The following is a 17,067-nucleotide window of genomic DNA, read 5'->3' as shown; positions in this document are numbered from 1 at the left end:
TTGCCGACCAGGTTGATCAGCACCGGCGCAGGCGCGTCGGGTCGCCCACGACGAAGCGCGGCAGCCGCTCGTCGAGCGCGATCGCGAAACCGACGCTGTGGGCGGCCGCCTGCTCCTCGAACAGGCCGGCCACGTTGTTGATCGCGCCGTCCAGGGCGAAGTCGATGTTCTCGATCGTCAGCTTGCCGGCCTCGATCTTCGAGAAGTCGAGCAGGTCGTTGATGATCGCCAGCAGCGACTGGGCATTGGCCTGGCCGCGCAGGATCTGTTCGCGCGTATTCTCGCGCAGCAGGCCGTCGCGCAGCGCGAAGCCGAGCATGCCGATGACGCCGGCAAGCGGCGTGCGCATCTCGTGGCTCATGTTGGCCAGGAATTCGGACTTCTGGCGCGCGGCGTCCTCGGCGCGGTCCTTGGCCAGGCGCAGGCGTTCCTCGTTCTCGTACAGGGCGCGGTTGGCCTCGGCCAGCTCCTCCGTGCTGCGGCGCACCTCGCGCTCGCGTTCGCGCAGCTCCTCGGTCTGGCGTTCCAGCAGGCTGTTCTGCTGGGCGATTTCCTCGGTGCGGGTGCTGACCAGGCGCTCGAGATGGGCCTTCTGCTGGCTCAGGCGCCGCACCCTCCAGGTATAGCCGCCGGTGCCGAGCCCGACCAGCGTCGCCAGCAGGACGCCACGGAACCACCAGGTGCCCCACACCGGGGGCTCGATCGTGATGGCGAGCGTGGCCGGCGTCTCGCTCCAGACCCCGTCCTTGTTGGCGGCGCGCACCCGGAACAGGTACTTGCCGGGATCGAGATTGGTATAGGTGGCGAAGCGCTTGGCCGCGTCGGCGCTGACCCATTGCTCGTCGAAGCCCTCGAGCTTGTACGAGAAGCGGTTGTGCTGCGGCGCGGCGTAGTGCAGCGCCGAGAACTCGAGCGAAAAAACCGAATACGCGGACGGCAGCGTGATCGCACGCGTGTTCTCGACGGGACCGTTCAGCAGATGCGGGTAGGCGGTCTGCACGGGCCGGTTGAAAATCTCGATACCGGTGATGACGGCGCGCGGCGCGATGCGGTTGTGGCGCAGGGCGTCGGGGTCGAAGGCGGTCATCCCATTGAAGCCGCCGAAGTACAGGGTGCCGTCCGGCGCACGCACGGCCGAACTGTCGTAATAGGCACCGTCGATGGTGCCGTCGACCTCCGTATAGTTGCGCCAGGCGTTGGTGGCAGGGTCGAAGCGCGACAGGCCGTCATTGGTGCTGACCCAGATCACGCCATGGGCGTCTTCCAGGATCGATGCCACCGCGTCGTCGACGAGGCCGTCGCGCGAGGTGTAGCGCACGAAGCTCACCGAACCGTCGGCGGCGGTGACCATCTTGTTCAGGCCGACGGCCGTGCCGACCCAGATGTTGCCGGCCTTGTCCTCGTACAGCGTGTGCACCTCGTCATGGCTGAGGCTATTTGGGTCGAAAGGGTCGTGGCGGAAATGGCGGAAGCGCCCGCTGCTGCGGTCGAGCAAGTCGAGGCCGTTGAAGCTGCCGACCCACAGCCGTCCGCGGCTGTCGTCCAGCATGGGGCGCACGTTGTTGTCGGACAGGCTGCCCTGGCGCATCGGGTCGTGGCGAAAGGTCTCCAGGCGGCGCGTACGCGGGTCGAGCCGGTGCAGGCCGCCGCGAGTGGCGATCCAGACGCTGCCGTCGCGCCCGAGCGACAGCGCGCGCACCGTATTGGCGTGGGTGTCGCCCGGCACGAGCACTGGCGCGTGAAGCGCCCGCGCTTGACGTCGAAGCTGGTGATGCCGGTGCGTCCGCCGACCCAGATCAGGCCGTCGCGGTCGCGCAGCACGGCGTTGACCCGGGAGTCGATCAGGCTGTTCGGATTGTTCGGATCGTGACGCCACAAGCGGTAGGCATCCTTGCCGGTCAGGGTCGGGTCGTAGAGCTGGAGGCTGGTCGCCACGGCCAGCCACAGGCGCCCTGTCCCGTCGTTGTCGATCGCACGCACGCGGTTGTCGGCGGCCTCGCCGCTGCCGTCGCGCTCGAGCAGCAAGCGCGCGAAGCCGCCGCTGCCGAGGTCGACGCGCGAGACGCCGGAATACCAGGTGCCGACCCAAAAAGTACCGACGCGATCGCGAAACAGCGACGAGATGTGGTTGTCGGTCAGGCTGTGGGAGTCGTTGAGCGCCTGGCGGTGCACTTCGAAGTTGTTGCGCTTGGCGTTCCACCGGAAGAGTCCGTCGTCGCGGGTGCCCACCCAGAGTTGCCCCTTGCCGTCGTCGTAGATGGCGGACACGTAGGTGCGCGGCATGTTCTCGGCCTGTCCCAGGCTACGCACGGCACCGGCCTTCCCGCCTGCCAGCTGCATGCGCTCCAGGCCGCCGACGTGGCCGATCCACAGCGTATCGGCAGCGTCCGCCAGTAGGGTGTGCACCTCCACCGCCTTGCCGTCGTTGGGCCAATGGTGGTCGAAGCGCCGCCGCACCGGATCGAAACTGTCGACCCCGGTTGCGGTGCCGATCCAGAGGCGGCCGCGCTTGTCCAGCGCGAGCGCGGTGATTTCGTCGTTGCCCAGGCTGTGCGGGTCGCCGGGAACCTGGTGCCAGGTCGTGAAGCGGTTGCTGTCGATGTCGAAATGCTGCAGGCCGTCGCCCGTGCCCAGCCACAGGCCGCCCTTGCCGTCGTCGAGGATGGCGCGCACACGGCGGTTGCCGTTGCCACGCCGCGCCGGCTCGTTCGGCAGGAATTGCTGGAAGCGCTGGGTGGTGGCGTCATAGCGCGCCAGGCCGCCATCGCTGCCGATCCACAGGCGGCCCTTGGGATCGACGTGGAGCACGCGGATCCAGTTGCTGCCCGGGGTGGTCGCGTCGCCGACGAGGTTGCGGAAATTGACGAAGCGGTAGCCGTCGAAGCGCGACAGGCCGTTCTGGGTGCCGAACCACATGAAGCCGTCGGCATCCCGGGCCATGGTCAGCACGGTTTCGGGCCATGCCGTCTTCGACGCTGAGGTGTTCGAAGCGCAGCGTCGGCGCCGGTGCGGCATGCGCCGCCGTGCCGAGACAGGCGGCCAGCGCCAGCAGCGCAGCGAGCAGGAAGGCTCTCATGCCGCCGATGACCAAAATGGGTAGGCATGGCGCAGCGGGACCGGCGTCCCGGCTGCGGTCGATGGCGTCGCGCTGTCTTGTTCTTTGTCCACCTCGTAAGGTTATCAAACAAAGTGCAGCTTGAGGGAAATTATTGCCCGTCAGTCACCTTTTGCGACACCTTCGCGTCGCGGATCCGCACCACCGAACCACCAGGGCTCGCCATGGATCTGCAGGCGCATGACGCCGTGCAGGCCGGAATTGAGTTCCAGCTGGCGCACCGCATGGCCGCGTGCCTTGAGTGCGTCCACGGTTGCCTGTGGGAAGCGCCCCGCTTCGAGCTCGGTCGGACCGTTGCGGCTGCCGAAGTTCGGCAGCGAAATCGCCTGCTGCACGTTCAGGCCCCAGTCGAGGGTGCCGACGAGTACCTTGGCAACGTAATTGATGATCGCCGGCCCTCCAGGCGAGCCGATTGCCATGACGAGCTTGCCGCTCTTCTTGTCGAACACGACCGTCGGCGACATCGCGCTGCGCGGGCGCTTGCCCGGCTCGACGCGGTTGGCGATCGGGCCGCTTGCGTCAACCGAGTCGAAGGAAAAATCGGTCAGCTGGTTGTTCAGGATGAAGCCGCCGACCATCTGGCGCGAACCGAAGGCGTCTTCGACCGTGGTCGTCATCGACAGCCCGGCGCCGTGACCGTCGACGACAACCAGGTGCGAGGTCGACGGCGTTTCGATGGCGTTGTCGCGACCCCAGGCCACGTCCAGCCCGAGCGGGTTGCCGGCGGGTGCTTCGCCCATCGAGCGCTCCGTGATCAGCGCAGCGCGGCGCGCCAGATATTGTTTGTCGATCAGGGCCGGCAACCCGCGTCCGGGCAGCGGCACGAAGTCGGTATCGGCCGCGTAGCGGTTGCGGTCGGCATAGGCCAGGCGCCCCACTTCCGAGAACAGGTGCAGGGCGTCGACGCCCGGTACGCCGTCCTTTGGCGCCAGGCTGGCCATGTCGCGCGTCTCGAACATGCCGAGCATCTGGGCAACGGCGATGCCGCCCGAGGATGGCGGCGGCATGCCGCAGACGGTGTAGACGCGGTAGTCGCTGCAGACCGGATCGCGCAGCTTGGGACGGTAGTCGGCGATATCGCGCGCCGTCAGCAGGCCCGGGTTGGTCGGATGGCTCCTGACCTTCGCCGCGATGTCGCGTGCGATGTGTCCCTTGTAGAAGGCATCGGCGCCGCCGCGCGCGATTTCGCGCAGGGTTTTCGCCAGCGCCGGGTTCTTCAATACGTGCCCGACTGGCCAGGGCTTGCCTGCGGCATCGTAGAAATAGCTGCCTGCAGCCGGGTCCTTGCGGATATGCGCGTCCCAGGTCAGCAGGCCGTTGAGGCGCTCGCTGACGGGGAAGCCGCGTTCGGACAAGCGGATCGCCGGTTCGAACAGCGTCTTCCAGGGAAGCTTGCCATGCTGCTTGTGGGCCAGCTCGAGCATGCGCAGCACACCCGGCGCGCCGACCGAGCGCCCGCCGACGATGCCGGCGGTACGCGACAGCGGCGTGCCGTCGGGCTTCTGGAACAGGTGTTCGTCGGCCGCCTTTGGCGCCGTTTCGCGGCCGTCGAAGGCCTGCACCTTCTTGCCGTCATAATGCATCAGGAAGGCACCGCCGCCGATGCCCGAACTCTGCGGCTCGACCAGGGTCAGCACCATCTGCGTGGCGATCGCGGCATCGATGGCGCTGCCGCCCTTCCTCAGGATCTGGTAGCCGGCCTCGACCGCCAGCGGATGGGCCGCCACCACCATGTACTTGCGCGCCGCCCAGCCGGCCTTGTCGGCATAGCCGGTAGAAATCTCGGGGGCGCGCTGGGCGGCTTCCTGGGCAGTGCCTGGAACTGCCTTCTGGGCGACTTCCTGGGCCGGCGCATTCACCGCGGCAAACGCGCCCAGCGTCAGCAACGCGGCCGCACCGGCGAACTTCTTCAACGTGATCATGGATTCTCCAAAAGCAAAGCGGGCGCGCAAGCTGCGCTGCGCGCCCGATACCGTTTGGCATCCTACCTTAAATTGTCAGATGGCTCATTCCACGCAGCTGCCTGACAAGACCAGCCCTTATTTTGGCTGCATACGAATCGCCCCGTCCAAGCGGATCGTTTCGCCATTGAGCATGACGTTCTCGATGATGGCCTTGGCCAGGTGGGCATATTCCTTCGGCATGCCGAGGCGCGGCGGGAACGGCACCATCTTGCCGAGCGAGTCGCGCACTTCCTGTGGCATGCCCATCAGCATCGGGGTCTCGAAAATGCCGGGGGCGATCGTCATCACGCGGATGCCGCTGCGTGCCAGGTCGCGTGCCATCGGCAGCGTCATGCCGGCGACGGCCGCCTTCGACGAACCGTAGGCCGCCTGGCCGATCTGGCCATCGAAGGCCGCGACCGAGGCGGTGTTGATGATGACGCCGCGCTCGCCGTATTCGCCCGCTTCCGTGTTGCCCATCGCTTCGGCGGCCAGGCGCGACCATGTTGAAGGTGCCGACCAGGTTGATGTTCACCGCGCGCTGGAACACGTCGAGCGGGTGCGGGCCATCCTTGCCCACGGTTTTCACGGCCGGCGCGACGCCGGCGCAGTTGACCAGGCCACGCAGCGTGCCCATGGCGACGGCAGCGGCCACGACCGCCTTGCCGTCCTCCTCGGAGGTGACGTCGCACTTGACGAACTGACCGTTCAGCTCGGCTGCCAGCGCAGCGCCCGCCTCTGCCTGCACGTCGGCGATGACGACCTTGCCGCCCGCGTCGGTGATCATGCGTGCGGTGGCCGCTCCCAGGCCCGACGCGCCGCCGGTGACGATGAACACATTATTCTGAATTTGCATGGTTTTCCCTTTTCTTGTCCAGTTCGCGGTCTTTGACGTTTTACGTTAACGTCAACTCGCAGGATTGTAGCGAACTTTGGGAGAAAAAACCACGTGGAGTTGAAAAGAATGGGATCGGCAGCGGAGGGTATCGCCGTCGCAGCGGCCCGCTGGGGCTGCCCGCTGGAGCCGCCCGCCGGGGGCTGCTTGCTGGGGGCTGCCCGCCTGGGGCTGCCCGCCCGGGGACTGCCCTACCGGGCGCAAGCTACCGGGCTCATTCGAGGCGCGTGCGGCTTTTCAGAAGCACTGCATCGTGTTGCCGCTGCGGTTGCACAGCCTGCCGCTGCTGTTGACCGCCGCGTTGCCGACGCCCGTGTTGTAGGTGGCGCCCTGCGTGTCGATGCAGGTGCTGCCCAGACAGGTATTGATCTGCGCCGGCCCCGGTACGGTCGAGACCGGCTGCGGCGGCAGCGGTGGCGACGGCGGCGGTGCCGTCAGGTCACGGCCGGCAAGGGATCGATGCGCTGCCACACGGCGCGCCGCGGCCCGCTGTTGCGCGCATCTTTGCGTGCAGCCTTTCCTGTTTCCCTGCGCGCATCCCTGCTTTTCCCGTTTCCGGCTTTCTCCGCTCCAGAGCCGGCCGGGTCCTTCGGCTGCGGTGCCGGCCGTGCCGAGGGATCCACCTCTCCCCGGCGTGGCTGCGCCACGGCGCCGGCCTTTTCTTCCCGGGCCTGGGGCGTCTGCTCGGGCTGGGCGCCCGGTTCCGATTTGAGCGGCTGCGGATGCAGTACCGGTCCGTAGCTGGGGCCGGTAGCAGGCGGCGGGCTGGCCTGGGCGGGAGCCGCCGCGCCCGTAGCGCGCGGTTGCGTGCTTTGGCCGGCAACGCTGCTGGCCACCAGGGCGACCAGCAAGGCCAGCACGATCCTGGCCGCCTTCATGTGCCGTTCGTGCCGTGCGCCCTTCCCCTGCCGGGGGTCGTGTGCATGTTCCATGCCGTCCTCCTGACGAATCTGGCCGATGGCAGGATTATCCGCCTGCGCGCCGCCCCATGGCGCGCACTTGCGCCCGCCGTCATTCGCTCATCCGCCCTATGCCCAGCCCGGGAACGCAGCGCCACCACGAGCATGGAACGACGTCAACCGTGGCGTCATCGCGCATGGTCTGGCGCAACTGCGTGGCCTATCGGCGAAGAGGTGTGGGCAGGAGCTCATCGCCATTACCCATTTGGCCTCCCGTGTTTCGCTGCGCTAAGCGGCGAGCCGGGGGTGCATGTTCTGAAGAGTACTGACGCACGGAAACCTGCGGCGTACAGGCCCTGCCTCATGCCATCATGGCTGCAATCGCCGGCCTGCCGGCCCAACCATTGGAGAGAGCATGAGCAACAGTTTGACGATTGCAGAGGACGACCACGTCCGCGGCGGCAGGAACGCGGCCGTGACCCTGATCGAGTATGGCGACTTCCAGTGCCCCTATTGCGCCCGCGCCCACGCGGCGCTGACCCAGCTGCAGCGCCAGCACGGCGACCAGGTGACCCTCGTATTCCGCCACCTGCCGCTCACCGACCTGCATCCCCTTCGCGCAGCCCGCCGCCGAAGCCGCCGAAGCCGCCGCTGCCCGGGGCAAGTTCTGGGACATGCACGACGCCCTGTTCGAGAACCGGGGCATGCTGGACGAGGACACGCTGCCGGCGCTTGCCGCCAACCTGCAGCTCGACGTGGCGCGCTTCACGAGCGAGTTCGAAGGCGGACGCCATCGCGCACGCGTCGAGCGCGATGTGCAGGAGGCCCACGCGCACGGTGCCAAGGGCACCCCGAGCTTCTTCATCAACGGCGAGCGCTATCACGGCGACTCGGACCATGCTTCGCTGGCGGCCGCCATCGAACAGGCCTTGGGCGGCAAGGGCTAGCGCGCTTCTCCGCCACACCGCTGCGTCCCGCACACCGGCTGTGCTGCCCACCAGGCCGCACAGCCGCAAGACTGTAGCGTCGGGCGCGGTCCGGGTCAGGGCCGCGTCGCTTCCACCTGCACTGCCGTTTTCGTCGCCGCCGTTGCCGGTGGCCTGTCGGCTCCGACCGCGCTTGCGGCCGCCGGTGCCAATGCCGGCGCCACGCCTGGCGCGGTGGCCGTCGCCGGCACGCTTGCCCGCGGCGGACGCTTCAGCTGGGCGATCTGCGGCTCGGAAACGGCGATCCACCCGGCTGCCGGCAAGAGCGGCACCATCAGCAGCGCGACGATGTTGATGATCTTGATGAGCGGATTGACCGCCGGCCCCGCCGTGTCCTTGTAGGGGTCGCCCACGGTGTCGCCGGTGACGGCCGCCTTGTGCGAATCCGAGCCCTTGCCGCCGTGGTGGCCGTCCTCGATGTATTTCTTGGCATTGTCCCAGGCGCCGCCGCCCGTGGTCATCGAGATGGCAACGAACAGCCCGGTGATGATGGTGCCCACCAGCAGTCCGCCCAGGGCCGCAGGCCCCAGCAGCATGCCCACCGCGACCGGCACGATCACCGGCAGCAGCGAGGGAATGATCATTTCGCGGATGGCCGAGGCGGTCAGCATGTCGACCGCCTTGTGGTACTCGGGCTTGCCGCTGCCGTCCATGATGCCGACGATATCGCGGAACTGGCGCCGTACCTCGACCACGACGGCGCCGGCCGCACGCCCGACCGCCTCCATCGCCATTGCCCCGAACAGGTAGGGAATCAGGCCGCCGATGAAGAGGCCGACGATCACGAGGGGATTCGACAGCTCGAACACGATGGACTTGCCGGCCGAGTCAAGCGCGTGGGTGTAGTCGGCGAACAGCACCAGCGCGGCCAGGCCGGCAGAACCGATCGCATAACCCTTGGTGACGGCCTTGGTGGTATTGCCGACGGCGTCGAGCGGATCGGTAACGGCGCGCACGGAATCGGGCATGCCGCTCATTTCGGCGATGCCGCCGGCGTTGTCGGTGATCGGACCATAGGCGTCGAGCGCGACGATGATGCCGGCCATCGACAGCATGGACGTGGCGGCGATCGCGATGCCATACAGCTGGCCGAGCTGGTAGGCGATCAGGATGGCGGCGCACACCACCAGTACCGGATAGGCGGTCGACTTCATCGAGACCCCCAGGCCGGCGATGATGTTGGTGCCGTGGCCGGTGGTCGAGGCTTCGGCGATATGCTGGACCGGCTTGAACTGGGTGCCCGTGTAGTACTCGGTGATGTAGACCATCAGGCCAGTGAGCACGATGCCGACGATGGCGCAACCGAGCATGCTGCCGCGCATGGCTGGGTCTTCCCATACCATCCAGGTGACGACGGCAAAGCCCAGCAGGGACAGCCCGGCCGCCCACCACAGGCCGGTGTAGAGCGCGGCCATGATCTTGCGCCCGGGACGGGCCCGCACCATGGCGCAGCCGACGATGGAGCCGAGGATCGATACCGCGCCGAGGAGCAGCGGGTAGAGCATCGCTTCGCCGATGTTATCGGTCACCATCAGCGCCCCCAGCAGCATGGTGGCGATCAGGGTGACGACATAGGTTTCGAACAGGTCGGCGGCCATGCCGGCACAGTCGCCCACGTTGTCGCCGACGTTGTCGGCAATGACGGCGGGGTTGCGCGGGTCGTCTTCCGGAATACCGGCCTCGACCTTGCCGACGAGGTCGGCGCCGACGTCGGCTCCCTTGGTGAAGATGCCTCCGCCCAGGCGCGCGAAGATCGAGATGAGGGAAGCGCCGAAGGCCAGCCCGATCAGGGGCTCGATGACGTCGTGGCGGGACTGGCCGCTACCGTCTGCCATGCTGGTGAGCAGCCAGTAGAACAGCGTGACGCCCAGGAGGCCCAGGCCGACCACCAGCATGCCGGTGATTGCGCCGCCCTTGAATGCGACGTTCAGGGCCGCGCTCATGCCGCTCGCTGCCGCCTGGGCGGTACGGACATTGGCGCGCACCGAGACGTTCATGCCGATGAAGCCGCAGGCGGCCGACAGGACGGCGCCGCCGAAGAAGCCGAGCGCGGTCCAGCGTCCCAGCAGGAACCAGATGGCTACCAGCAGCACGAGACCGACCATGCCGATGGTGCGGTACTGGCGCGCCAGGTAGGCCCCGGCGCCCTCCTGGATCGCCTGCGCTATGGCCTGCATGCGTTCGTTGCCGGCGTCCTGGCGCAGGATCCAGGCCCTGGCCCATAGCCCGTAGATGACCGCAATGGCGCCGCACGCCACCGCAAACGCGAGAAAGTTTGCTGCCATATCGTCCCCTTAGATTTTGATCAAGTATTCACAACCACACATTGAAAGACGCTTCACCCGCTACGGCGAAGGAGTCTGCCTCACTGCGTACTGCTGACTTTGATGCAAACCATTGGTGCTCCATGAGCGCAAAGGCGCTCTGGTACAGCCGGGGCACGAAAAAAAAGCGGACTCGCGTCCGCTTTCGGTCTTACTCGGCGAGTGCGGCAAACGCCGCGTCGCGTACTTGTTCGACTGGGCCCACGCCCGAAATCTTGCGGTATTTCGGGGCGCCCGGCAGGCCCGACTGGGCCCATTTGTTGTAGTAGCCAAGCAGCACTTCGGTTTGGTTATGGTAGACCTCGAGGCGCTTCTTGACGGTTTCTTCCTTGTCGTCGTCGCGCTGGACCAGCGGCTCGCCGGTGATGTCGTCGATGTCGGCAACCTTCGGCGGATTGAACTTCGTGTGGTACACGCGGCCCGAGCCCGGGTGCGAGCGGCGGCCGCTCATGCGCTCGACGATCATCTCGTCGGGCACGTCGAATTCCAGCACGTAGTCGACGTTGATGCCGTTGTCCTTCATGGCGTCGGCCTGCGCGATGGTGCGCGGGAAGCCGTCGAACAGGTAGCCGTTGGCGCAATCGGCTTCCTGCAGGCGGTTCTTCACCAGCCCGATCATGATGTCGTCGGAAACGAGTCCCCCTGCGTCCATTACTTTTTTCGCCGCCAGGCCCAGTTCGGTGCCGGCCTTGATCGCCGCACGCAGCATGTCGCCGGTGGAGATCTGCGGGATATTGTATTTTTCCTTGATGAAGTTAGCCTGGGTGCCTTTGCCGGCGCCAGGCGCTCCTAACAGAATGAGACGCATGAAAAATTCCTAAGACGGATGTTGAAAATTGTAATTGTGTTGGCAACGAAGCGGGATTGATGCATATCTGGCAGCCTTGGTACGAAACTTACCACAAAAGTCAGCGTCAGCGCCAATCGCCAGGGGTAAGGAAGGGCTTGTCGGCAGCCTCACTTGATCGGGCACAGGCGCGCGCGCAATCCCTTTTCACCTCGGTCAAAACGTATTCAGGACGCATTCAGGCCGCAAACACCGCACGTACCCGCGCCAAGTCTTCCGGAGTGTCGACGCCGGCCGGCGGCGCACTGTCGGTGACGTGGACCGCGATCGGGTAGCCGTGCCAGAGCACGCGCAGCTGTTCCAGGGCTTCCGCCTGCTCGAGCGGCGCCACTTCCAGGCTCGGGTAGGCTTGCAGGAAGGCGTTGCTGTAGGCGTAGAGGCCGATGTGGCGCAGCGGGGCGTAGCCCGGCGGCAGCGCGTCGCGGCTGTCAGCGAAGGCGTCGCGGTGCCGGGGAATCGTGGCGCGCGAAAAATACAGCGCCCTGCCCCGGCGGTCGAGCACGACCTTCACCACGTTCGGATTGAACACGTCCGCCACCTCGTGCAGCGGATGGGCGCAGGTGGCCATCGGCACGCCGGCCTCGATGCGGGCGGCGCAGGCGGTCAGCAGGGTCGGATCGATCAGCGGCTCGTCGCCCTGCAGGTTGACGACGACCTCGTCGTCCGCCAGGCCGAGTTCGCGCGCCACTTCGGCGATGCGGTCGGTGCCGGACGGGTGGTCGGCGCGCGTCATGCGCGCCTCGACGCCATGCGCGGCGCAGGCGGCCAGGATGTCGGGATGGTCGGTGGCGACGATGATGCGCGCCGCACCGGACTCGCGCGCGCGCTCGGCCACGCGCACGACCATCGGTTTGCCGCCGAGGTCGGCGAGCGGCTTGTTCGGCAGGCGCGTCGAGGCCAGGCGCGCCGGGATGATGACGGTAAAGCCCATACGGCCGGTGCTCACACCGGTTCGATGCGGCGGGCCTGGTCGGCCCACATGATCGGAATGCCGTCACGGATCGGGTAAGCCAGGCGGTCGGGGCGGCAAGTCAGTTCCTGCGCCTTCTTATCGTATTCGAGCGGTCCCTTGCACAGCGGGCAGACCAGGATATCAAGCAGGCGAGCGTCCACGACATTTCTCCACAATTTGTTCGGCCAGCGCGGCATCGATGCGCGCCGTCACCGGGACGACCCACAGGCGCGGGTCGTGCTTCAGGTTTTCAAGTTGCCCACATTTTACTGCATCCTTCTCCGTGATCAGGATGACATCGGCCTCCACCGCAGCAAAAGGATTGTCGCGGAAATCGTAATGGTCGGGCAGGGGCAGTTCGGCCAATTGCAGTCCGGCGCCCCGCAGCAGTGCGAAAAAGCGGCCCGGATTGCCGATGCCGGCCGCCGCCAGCACCCGCTTGCCGGCAAAGGACCCCAGCGGCAGGCGTTCGCCGGCGCCACCCAGGCGCTCCGCATGGTCGCCGGCCAGCTCCATGCGGAAGGGCCGGCCACCCACTGCGCGCGCCAGTTGCGGCGTCAATTCAGGCGCGTTCACCACCGTGAAATCGCGCCGGCGCGAGGGCGGCTCGCGCAGCGGCCCGGCCGGCAGCAGCCAGCCGTTGCCGACCCCGCGGCCGTCGAAGAGCACGACTTCGATGTCGCGCGCCAGCGCATAGTGCTGCAGGCCGTCGTCGGTGATGAGCACGTCGACGTCCGGATGCGCCGCCAGCAGCGCCCTGCCCGCCTGGGCACGCTTGCGCCCGACGAAGACGGGCACGCGTGCGCGGCGCGCGATCAGGGGGCTCGTCGCCGACCGCGCGCGTGTCCGAGTCCACCGTGACCGGCAGCACCGCCGCGTCGCCGTCCCCTCCGTGCCCGCGCGAAATCACGCCCGGATGGAAACCGGCCGCGCGCAGGGCCTCGGCCAGCCAGATCGTCAGCGGTGTCTTGCCGGTGCCGCCGATGAAGATGTTGCCGACGACGATCACCGGCACCGGCAGGCGCTCAGCCTTCAGTGCGCCAGCCCGAAACAGCGCGCCACGCAGCGCCGCCAGCGCGCGAAACAGCAGCGACAGCGGCCACAGGGCGCAGGCGAGCGGACCGCGGCGCAGCCAGGCGCGGGTCAGGGTCGTTTCGAGGGAGCGAGGGTTCGACATGGGAGTTCAAAAGAAAACAGCACCGGGTGGCCAGGCGCCCGGTGCTGTCCGCCCTGTTTAACTGAGGGTTACTTTTTACCGCCGGTCTGGGCAGCGAAGGTCAGCTTGTCGTAGCCGGCGATGCGCGCCGCTTCCAGCACATTGATCACCATCTGGTGCATCGCGAACTGGTCGGCATTGACGATGACGACCGGATCCTTCACCGGCTGGCCGTTCGGACCGCTGCGCGCAGCGGCCTTCAGGTCGTCGGCCAGGCCGCCCACGCCATTGAACGAGACCGGGGTGCCGTTGACGGTGTAGTTGCCCTTGGCATCGATGGTGACGTTGATCTCGAACGGCTTCTCGGCTGCTTTTTCGGCGTCGGCCGTCGGCAGCGTGATCTGCAGTTCGGTGAACTTGCTGTAGGTGGTCGACACCATCAGGAAGATGAGCACGACCAGCAGCACGTCGATGAACGGGATCAGGTTGATCTCCGGATCCTCGCGCTTGCGGCCGCGGCGGAAATCCATCATTTGCGCGCCCCGTGGACGACGTCGACAAATTTCACGGCCTGCAGTTCCATGTCGATGATGAAGCTGTCGACCAGGGCGCGGAAGTGGCGGTAGAACACCAGCGCCGGCATGGCGATCGCGAGGCCGAACCCGGTGTTGTACAGCGCCACCGAGATGCCGTGCGCCAGCTGGGCCGGGTTGGCGCCGCTGGCGTTTTGCGAGCCAAAAATCTCGATCATGCCGACCACCGTACCGAACAGGCCCATCAGCGGCGCCAGCGAAGCGATCGTGCCCAGCGTGGTCAGGAAGCGCTCGAGCACATGGGCGACGCCACGGCCGGCCTCTTCGATCGATTCCTTCATGACTTCGCGCGGCGCGTCGACGTTGCGCAGCGCGGCCGCCAGCACGGTGCCGAGCGGCGAATTCTGTTCCAGCGTATTGATGATGTCGGGGGTGACCTTGTTGTTGCGGTAGACCTGGATCACTTCGCCCAGCAGCTGCTTCGGCAGGATTTTTTCGCGGCGCAGGTAAACCAGGCGTTCGATGATCAGGGCCAGGGCCAGGATGGAAGCGAACAACAAAGGCCAGATGGGCCAACCGGCGGCTTGGAGAATGGCGAACAAGTGAACTCCTGCTAAATAGAAACGAATTCGGCAATGTAACAAGTTGACAGCATTGCGGCAAGCCTGACACGCGCCGTGCGCGAGGCTGCTGGCCAAAGTTCTGCACAATTTCTGTGGATAAAATTGTGCGCAAGGGCCTTGATCAGGCACAAGCACCTTGATTCTTAAGGAAATTTTTCCTATGCGCAAGAATTTGGCAGCGAAGGAAATCATTGTTTCGTTTTGACGCGCACGAAATGTGCAGTGACAGTGGCCGAGCGGAACTTGCAAACATTTTCTGTGGATAAAATTGTGCGCAAGGATCAGTCGAGCAGACTAAGTCTTTGATTTAGCTCAACAATAAAGCCGCGCCTATAAATGCAGCATGGATCGAACCACCCGGCCGGCAGCGAACATTGAAGTAGATGCCCACACTTTTTGTGGACAAAAGTGTGAGCAAGCGGGACCAGTTCGCTTCATCCCCTTGATTTTAAACAGGAAAGTATTTCTGCCTCGAAACGTAGCAGTCTGTTGCAAAGGGAGCGGGAGCGCTGGGTGGAAGTAGTTGTTCAATCGACTTCCGGCGGAGTTCATGGCTACAGGCCCCGCCGTTCTCCTGTTGGGCCGCTATCTTGTTGAGCATCAAGGTCTATCCACGCTTTCTGTGGAAAAGAATGTGTGCAATCAGCCCTGGCAAACACTAAGTCCATGAATTTGAACAGCGTTTTAGCGTCGCTGGCTTTTTAAGCAATTACCGCGGCCTGCGGGTTTGCGGGCAGCATGTGCTGAACAGTCTTAGCGTTGAAGCGGTCCCGTCCGGAAAAGCCCCGGGCCTGAAAGTCGCATCGTCCCTAGGATGCGCTTCTTCACATTTTCTGTGGATAAAATTGTGAGGAAGCGTGTTGCGCTCCGCCAAGCGCTTTGATTTCAAAGAGAAATTTGACGCTGCATAAATTTTTCGCACAGTTAAGAACTACGCATACGGAAGAGAAAAGCGGGATGTCCCGTACCGTTATGGGGTCGGCTCGGCAAGCCGGCGCAGCCTTTACACACAAACTGTGGAAAACAATGTGCGCAAGGCCGTTCGACATGTCTTAAGCCCTTGATTCAAAACAGTCTTCCACCACGTGCCCGCTTTTGTGGCAGCCTCGGCCGCTTACTGCTGAGTTCCCCACATTTTTTGTGGATAACATTGTGCCCAAGTGCCCTTACCACCTTGCAAGTGTTTGATTTAAAACAGATCACCCTGGGCTGCCAGCAAAAAAGGCGATGCCACCCGCGTGGCGCCGCGCGATAGAAAACCCTTGTTTATCCGCCACGGATATGCCATAAGCTCATCGCTCGGCTTCTTCCATCCGCTACGATCATGCTCAACGATTCGACTTCCGACGCCGCCTATGCGGCACCCGCCGTCCTCAGCGTCACCGCCTTGAATGCGCAGGTGGCGCGCCTGCTCGAGCGCAGCTTCCCGCTGGTGTGGATCGGTGGGGAAATCTCGAACTTCACGCGCGCCGCCTCCGGCCACTGGTATTTCACGCTGAAGGACGACGCCGCCCAGGTGCGCTCCGTCATGTTCCGCAGCCGCGCCCAATATGCCGGCTTCGTCCCGCGCGAAGGCGACAAGGTCGAGGTGCGCGCCCTCGTCACGCTATACGGCGCCAGAGGCGACTACCAGATCAATGTCGAGGCGATCCGCCGCGCCGGGGTCGGCCAGCTCTATGAAGCCTTCCTGCGCCTGAAGGAAAAGCTGGCGGCCCAAGGACTGTTCGCGCCCGAACGCAAGCGCCCACTGCCCCTGTTCACGCGCAGCATCGGCATCGTTACCAGTCCGCAGGCGGCCGCGCTGCGCGATATCCTGACGGCCCTCAAACGGCGCGCGCCGCACGTGAACATCGTGCTGTATCCGGCGCCCGTCCAAGGGCAGTTTGCGGCCGACAAGATCGCCGAGGCCATCATGACCGCTTCGCGCCGCGCCGAGGTCGACGTGCTGCTGGTTTGCCGCGGCGGCGGCTCGATCGAAGACCTGTGGTCCTTCAACGAGGAATGCGTGGCACGGGCGATCGCCGCCTGCGGCATCCCCGTCATTTCAGGCGTCGGCCACGAAACCGACGTCACCATTGCCGACTTCGCCGCCGACCTGCGCGCCGCCACGCCGACGGCCGCTGCCGAGCTGGCCGCCACTCCGCGCGACGACTGGATGGCCTCGCTTGCGGCGGATGCCACCGACCTGCGCCGTGCGATGCGGCGCACGCTGTCGGAGGCGAGCCAGGGCCTGGATAACCTCAGCCGGCGCCTGCTCAGCCCGACAGCCCAGATCGCGCACCAGCGCCTCAAATTGCGCAGCATGGCGGGTGCCCTCACCCATGGCGTGCGCATGCCATTGCACCGCGGCGGCGTGCTGCTGGCCCAGCTGCAGCAGCGCTGGGCGCGGCACCGCCCGGACCTGCGCACGCTGCGTGCCCAGCTGGCCTCGGAACAGCGTCACCTGAACGGGAGCGTGTGCAGCCTGGTCAAACAACGGCGCGATGCCTTGACGGCGCTGGCATCGCAGCTGGAACTGCTGAACCCGCAGCGCACGCTCGAGCGCGGCTATGCCATCGTCAGCAATGCCGAGGGCCAGGCGCTGCGCTCGCCGGGGCAGATAAAGGCACGTCAGGTACTGACGATGCGCCTGGCCGAGGGCAGCGCCGAAGTGAAGGTATCGAGCGTGCAGGCAAGACTCGAATAAAGGCCTCGCCGGTCGGGCGAAACCGTGGTTTCGGGAGCAAACATGCAACATCAGGCCATCCGGTTTAGAATATGCGCCGTTTCGGACGAATCGTTCACCGTTTCCAAC

12 protein-coding genes and 4 pseudogenes are annotated in these 17,067 nt (G+C 65.7%); 3 read left to right on the top strand and 13 right to left on the bottom strand.

What is annotated here, in order from left to right; genetic code table 11:
• Window positions 1-16: 16 nt before the first annotated feature.
• From G4G28_RS25440 to G4G28_RS07725, 6 genes and pseudogenes are all read right to left on the bottom strand, one after another.
• The gene (locus G4G28_RS25440; RefSeq protein ID WP_229507935.1) at window positions 17-1,726 is read right to left on the bottom strand and encodes a two-component regulator propeller domain-containing protein; all 1,710 of its coding nucleotides are present in this window, start codon (window positions 1,724-1,726) and stop codon (window positions 17-19) included.
• An 83-nt stretch (window positions 1,727-1,809) separates the two neighbouring features.
• Window positions 1,810-2,940 (bottom strand): annotated as a pseudogene (locus tag G4G28_RS25435) (two-component regulator propeller domain-containing protein); the annotation flags it as partial.
• Window positions 2,941-3,216: 276 nt separating this feature from the next.
• Window positions 3,217-5,037: a gamma-glutamyltransferase gene (ggt, locus tag G4G28_RS07740; protein ID WP_182991504.1), complete on the bottom strand. Its 1,821-nt coding sequence runs from the start codon at window positions 5,035-5,037 to the stop codon at window positions 3,217-3,219.
• 117 nt (window positions 5,038-5,154) lie between these two features.
• Window positions 5,155-5,914 (bottom strand): annotated as a pseudogene (locus G4G28_RS07735) (3-hydroxyacyl-CoA dehydrogenase).
• A gap of 276 nt (window positions 5,915-6,190) precedes the next feature.
• Complete coding sequence (locus G4G28_RS07730; protein WP_183108214.1) at window positions 6,191-6,424, bottom strand: hypothetical protein; 234 nt, start codon at window positions 6,422-6,424, stop codon at window positions 6,191-6,193.
• Window positions 6,388-6,885 (bottom strand): hypothetical protein, encoded by a 498-nt coding sequence (locus G4G28_RS07725; RefSeq protein ID WP_183108213.1) that lies wholly within the window; start codon window positions 6,883-6,885, stop codon window positions 6,388-6,390. Before G4G28_RS07725 ends, G4G28_RS07730 begins: the two co-directional genes overlap by 37 nt.
• 382 nt (window positions 6,886-7,267) lie before the next feature.
• Between G4G28_RS07725 and G4G28_RS28895 the strand changes: the two are divergent.
• Together G4G28_RS28895 and G4G28_RS24705 are read left to right on the top strand one after the other, a co-directional pair.
• A pseudogene (locus G4G28_RS28895) lies at window positions 7,268-7,414 on the top strand (thioredoxin domain-containing protein); the annotation flags it as partial.
• 112 nt (window positions 7,415-7,526) lie between these two features.
• Window positions 7,527-7,799, top strand: a complete 273-nt coding sequence (locus tag G4G28_RS24705) for a DsbA family protein (RefSeq protein ID WP_229507934.1) — start codon at window positions 7,527-7,529, stop codon at window positions 7,797-7,799.
• A gap of 95 nt (window positions 7,800-7,894) precedes the next feature.
• Here G4G28_RS24705 and G4G28_RS07715 read toward each other — a convergent pair whose 3' ends face one another.
• From G4G28_RS07715 to G4G28_RS07685, 7 genes and pseudogenes are all read right to left on the bottom strand, one after another.
• Window positions 7,895-10,123 carry a sodium-translocating pyrophosphatase gene (locus tag G4G28_RS07715; protein WP_182991501.1) on the bottom strand — a complete coding sequence of 743 codons (2,229 nt, stop codon included), beginning with the start codon at window positions 10,121-10,123 and terminating at the stop codon, window positions 7,895-7,897.
• 190 nt (window positions 10,124-10,313) lie between these two features.
• On the bottom strand, window positions 10,314-10,970 hold the full coding sequence (gene adk / locus G4G28_RS07710; protein ID WP_182991500.1) for an adenylate kinase: 657 nt from the start codon (window positions 10,968-10,970) through the stop codon (window positions 10,314-10,316).
• Between the two features lie 217 nt (window positions 10,971-11,187).
• Window positions 11,188-11,940, bottom strand: a complete 753-nt coding sequence (gene kdsB / locus G4G28_RS07705; protein ID WP_183108445.1) for a 3-deoxy-manno-octulosonate cytidylyltransferase — start codon at window positions 11,938-11,940, stop codon at window positions 11,188-11,190.
• 11 nt (window positions 11,941-11,951) lie between these two features.
• Window positions 11,952-12,122: a Trm112 family protein gene (locus G4G28_RS07700; protein ID WP_182991499.1), complete on the bottom strand. Its 171-nt coding sequence runs from the start codon at window positions 12,120-12,122 to the stop codon at window positions 11,952-11,954.
• Window positions 12,103-13,138: pseudogene (lpxK, locus tag G4G28_RS07695) on the bottom strand (tetraacyldisaccharide 4'-kinase). The gene G4G28_RS07700 and the pseudogene lpxK overlap by 20 nt, the downstream one beginning before the upstream one ends.
• Window positions 13,139-13,206: 68 nt before the next feature.
• Window positions 13,207-13,647: a biopolymer transporter ExbD gene (locus tag G4G28_RS07690; RefSeq protein WP_182991756.1), complete on the bottom strand. Its 441-nt coding sequence runs from the start codon at window positions 13,645-13,647 to the stop codon at window positions 13,207-13,209.
• Window positions 13,647-14,252, bottom strand: coding sequence for a MotA/TolQ/ExbB proton channel family protein (locus tag G4G28_RS07685; protein WP_182991498.1), 606 nt, complete (start codon window positions 14,250-14,252; stop codon window positions 13,647-13,649). The genes G4G28_RS07690 and G4G28_RS07685 overlap by 1 nt, the downstream gene beginning before the upstream one ends.
• 1,345 nt (window positions 14,253-15,597) lie before the next feature.
• Here G4G28_RS07685 and xseA point away from each other — a divergent pair.
• Complete coding sequence (gene xseA, locus G4G28_RS07680; RefSeq protein WP_182991497.1) at window positions 15,598-16,959, top strand: exodeoxyribonuclease VII large subunit; 1,362 nt, start codon at window positions 15,598-15,600, stop codon at window positions 16,957-16,959.
• Window positions 16,960-17,067: the final 108 nt, after the last annotated feature.

Source organism: Massilia sp. Dwa41.01b (assembly GCF_014171775.1).
GTDB lineage: Bacteria > Pseudomonadota > Gammaproteobacteria > Burkholderiales > Burkholderiaceae_D > Telluria.
The sequence above is the reverse complement of the archived record's forward strand: the minus strand, read 5'-3'. Positions and strand labels throughout refer to the sequence as shown.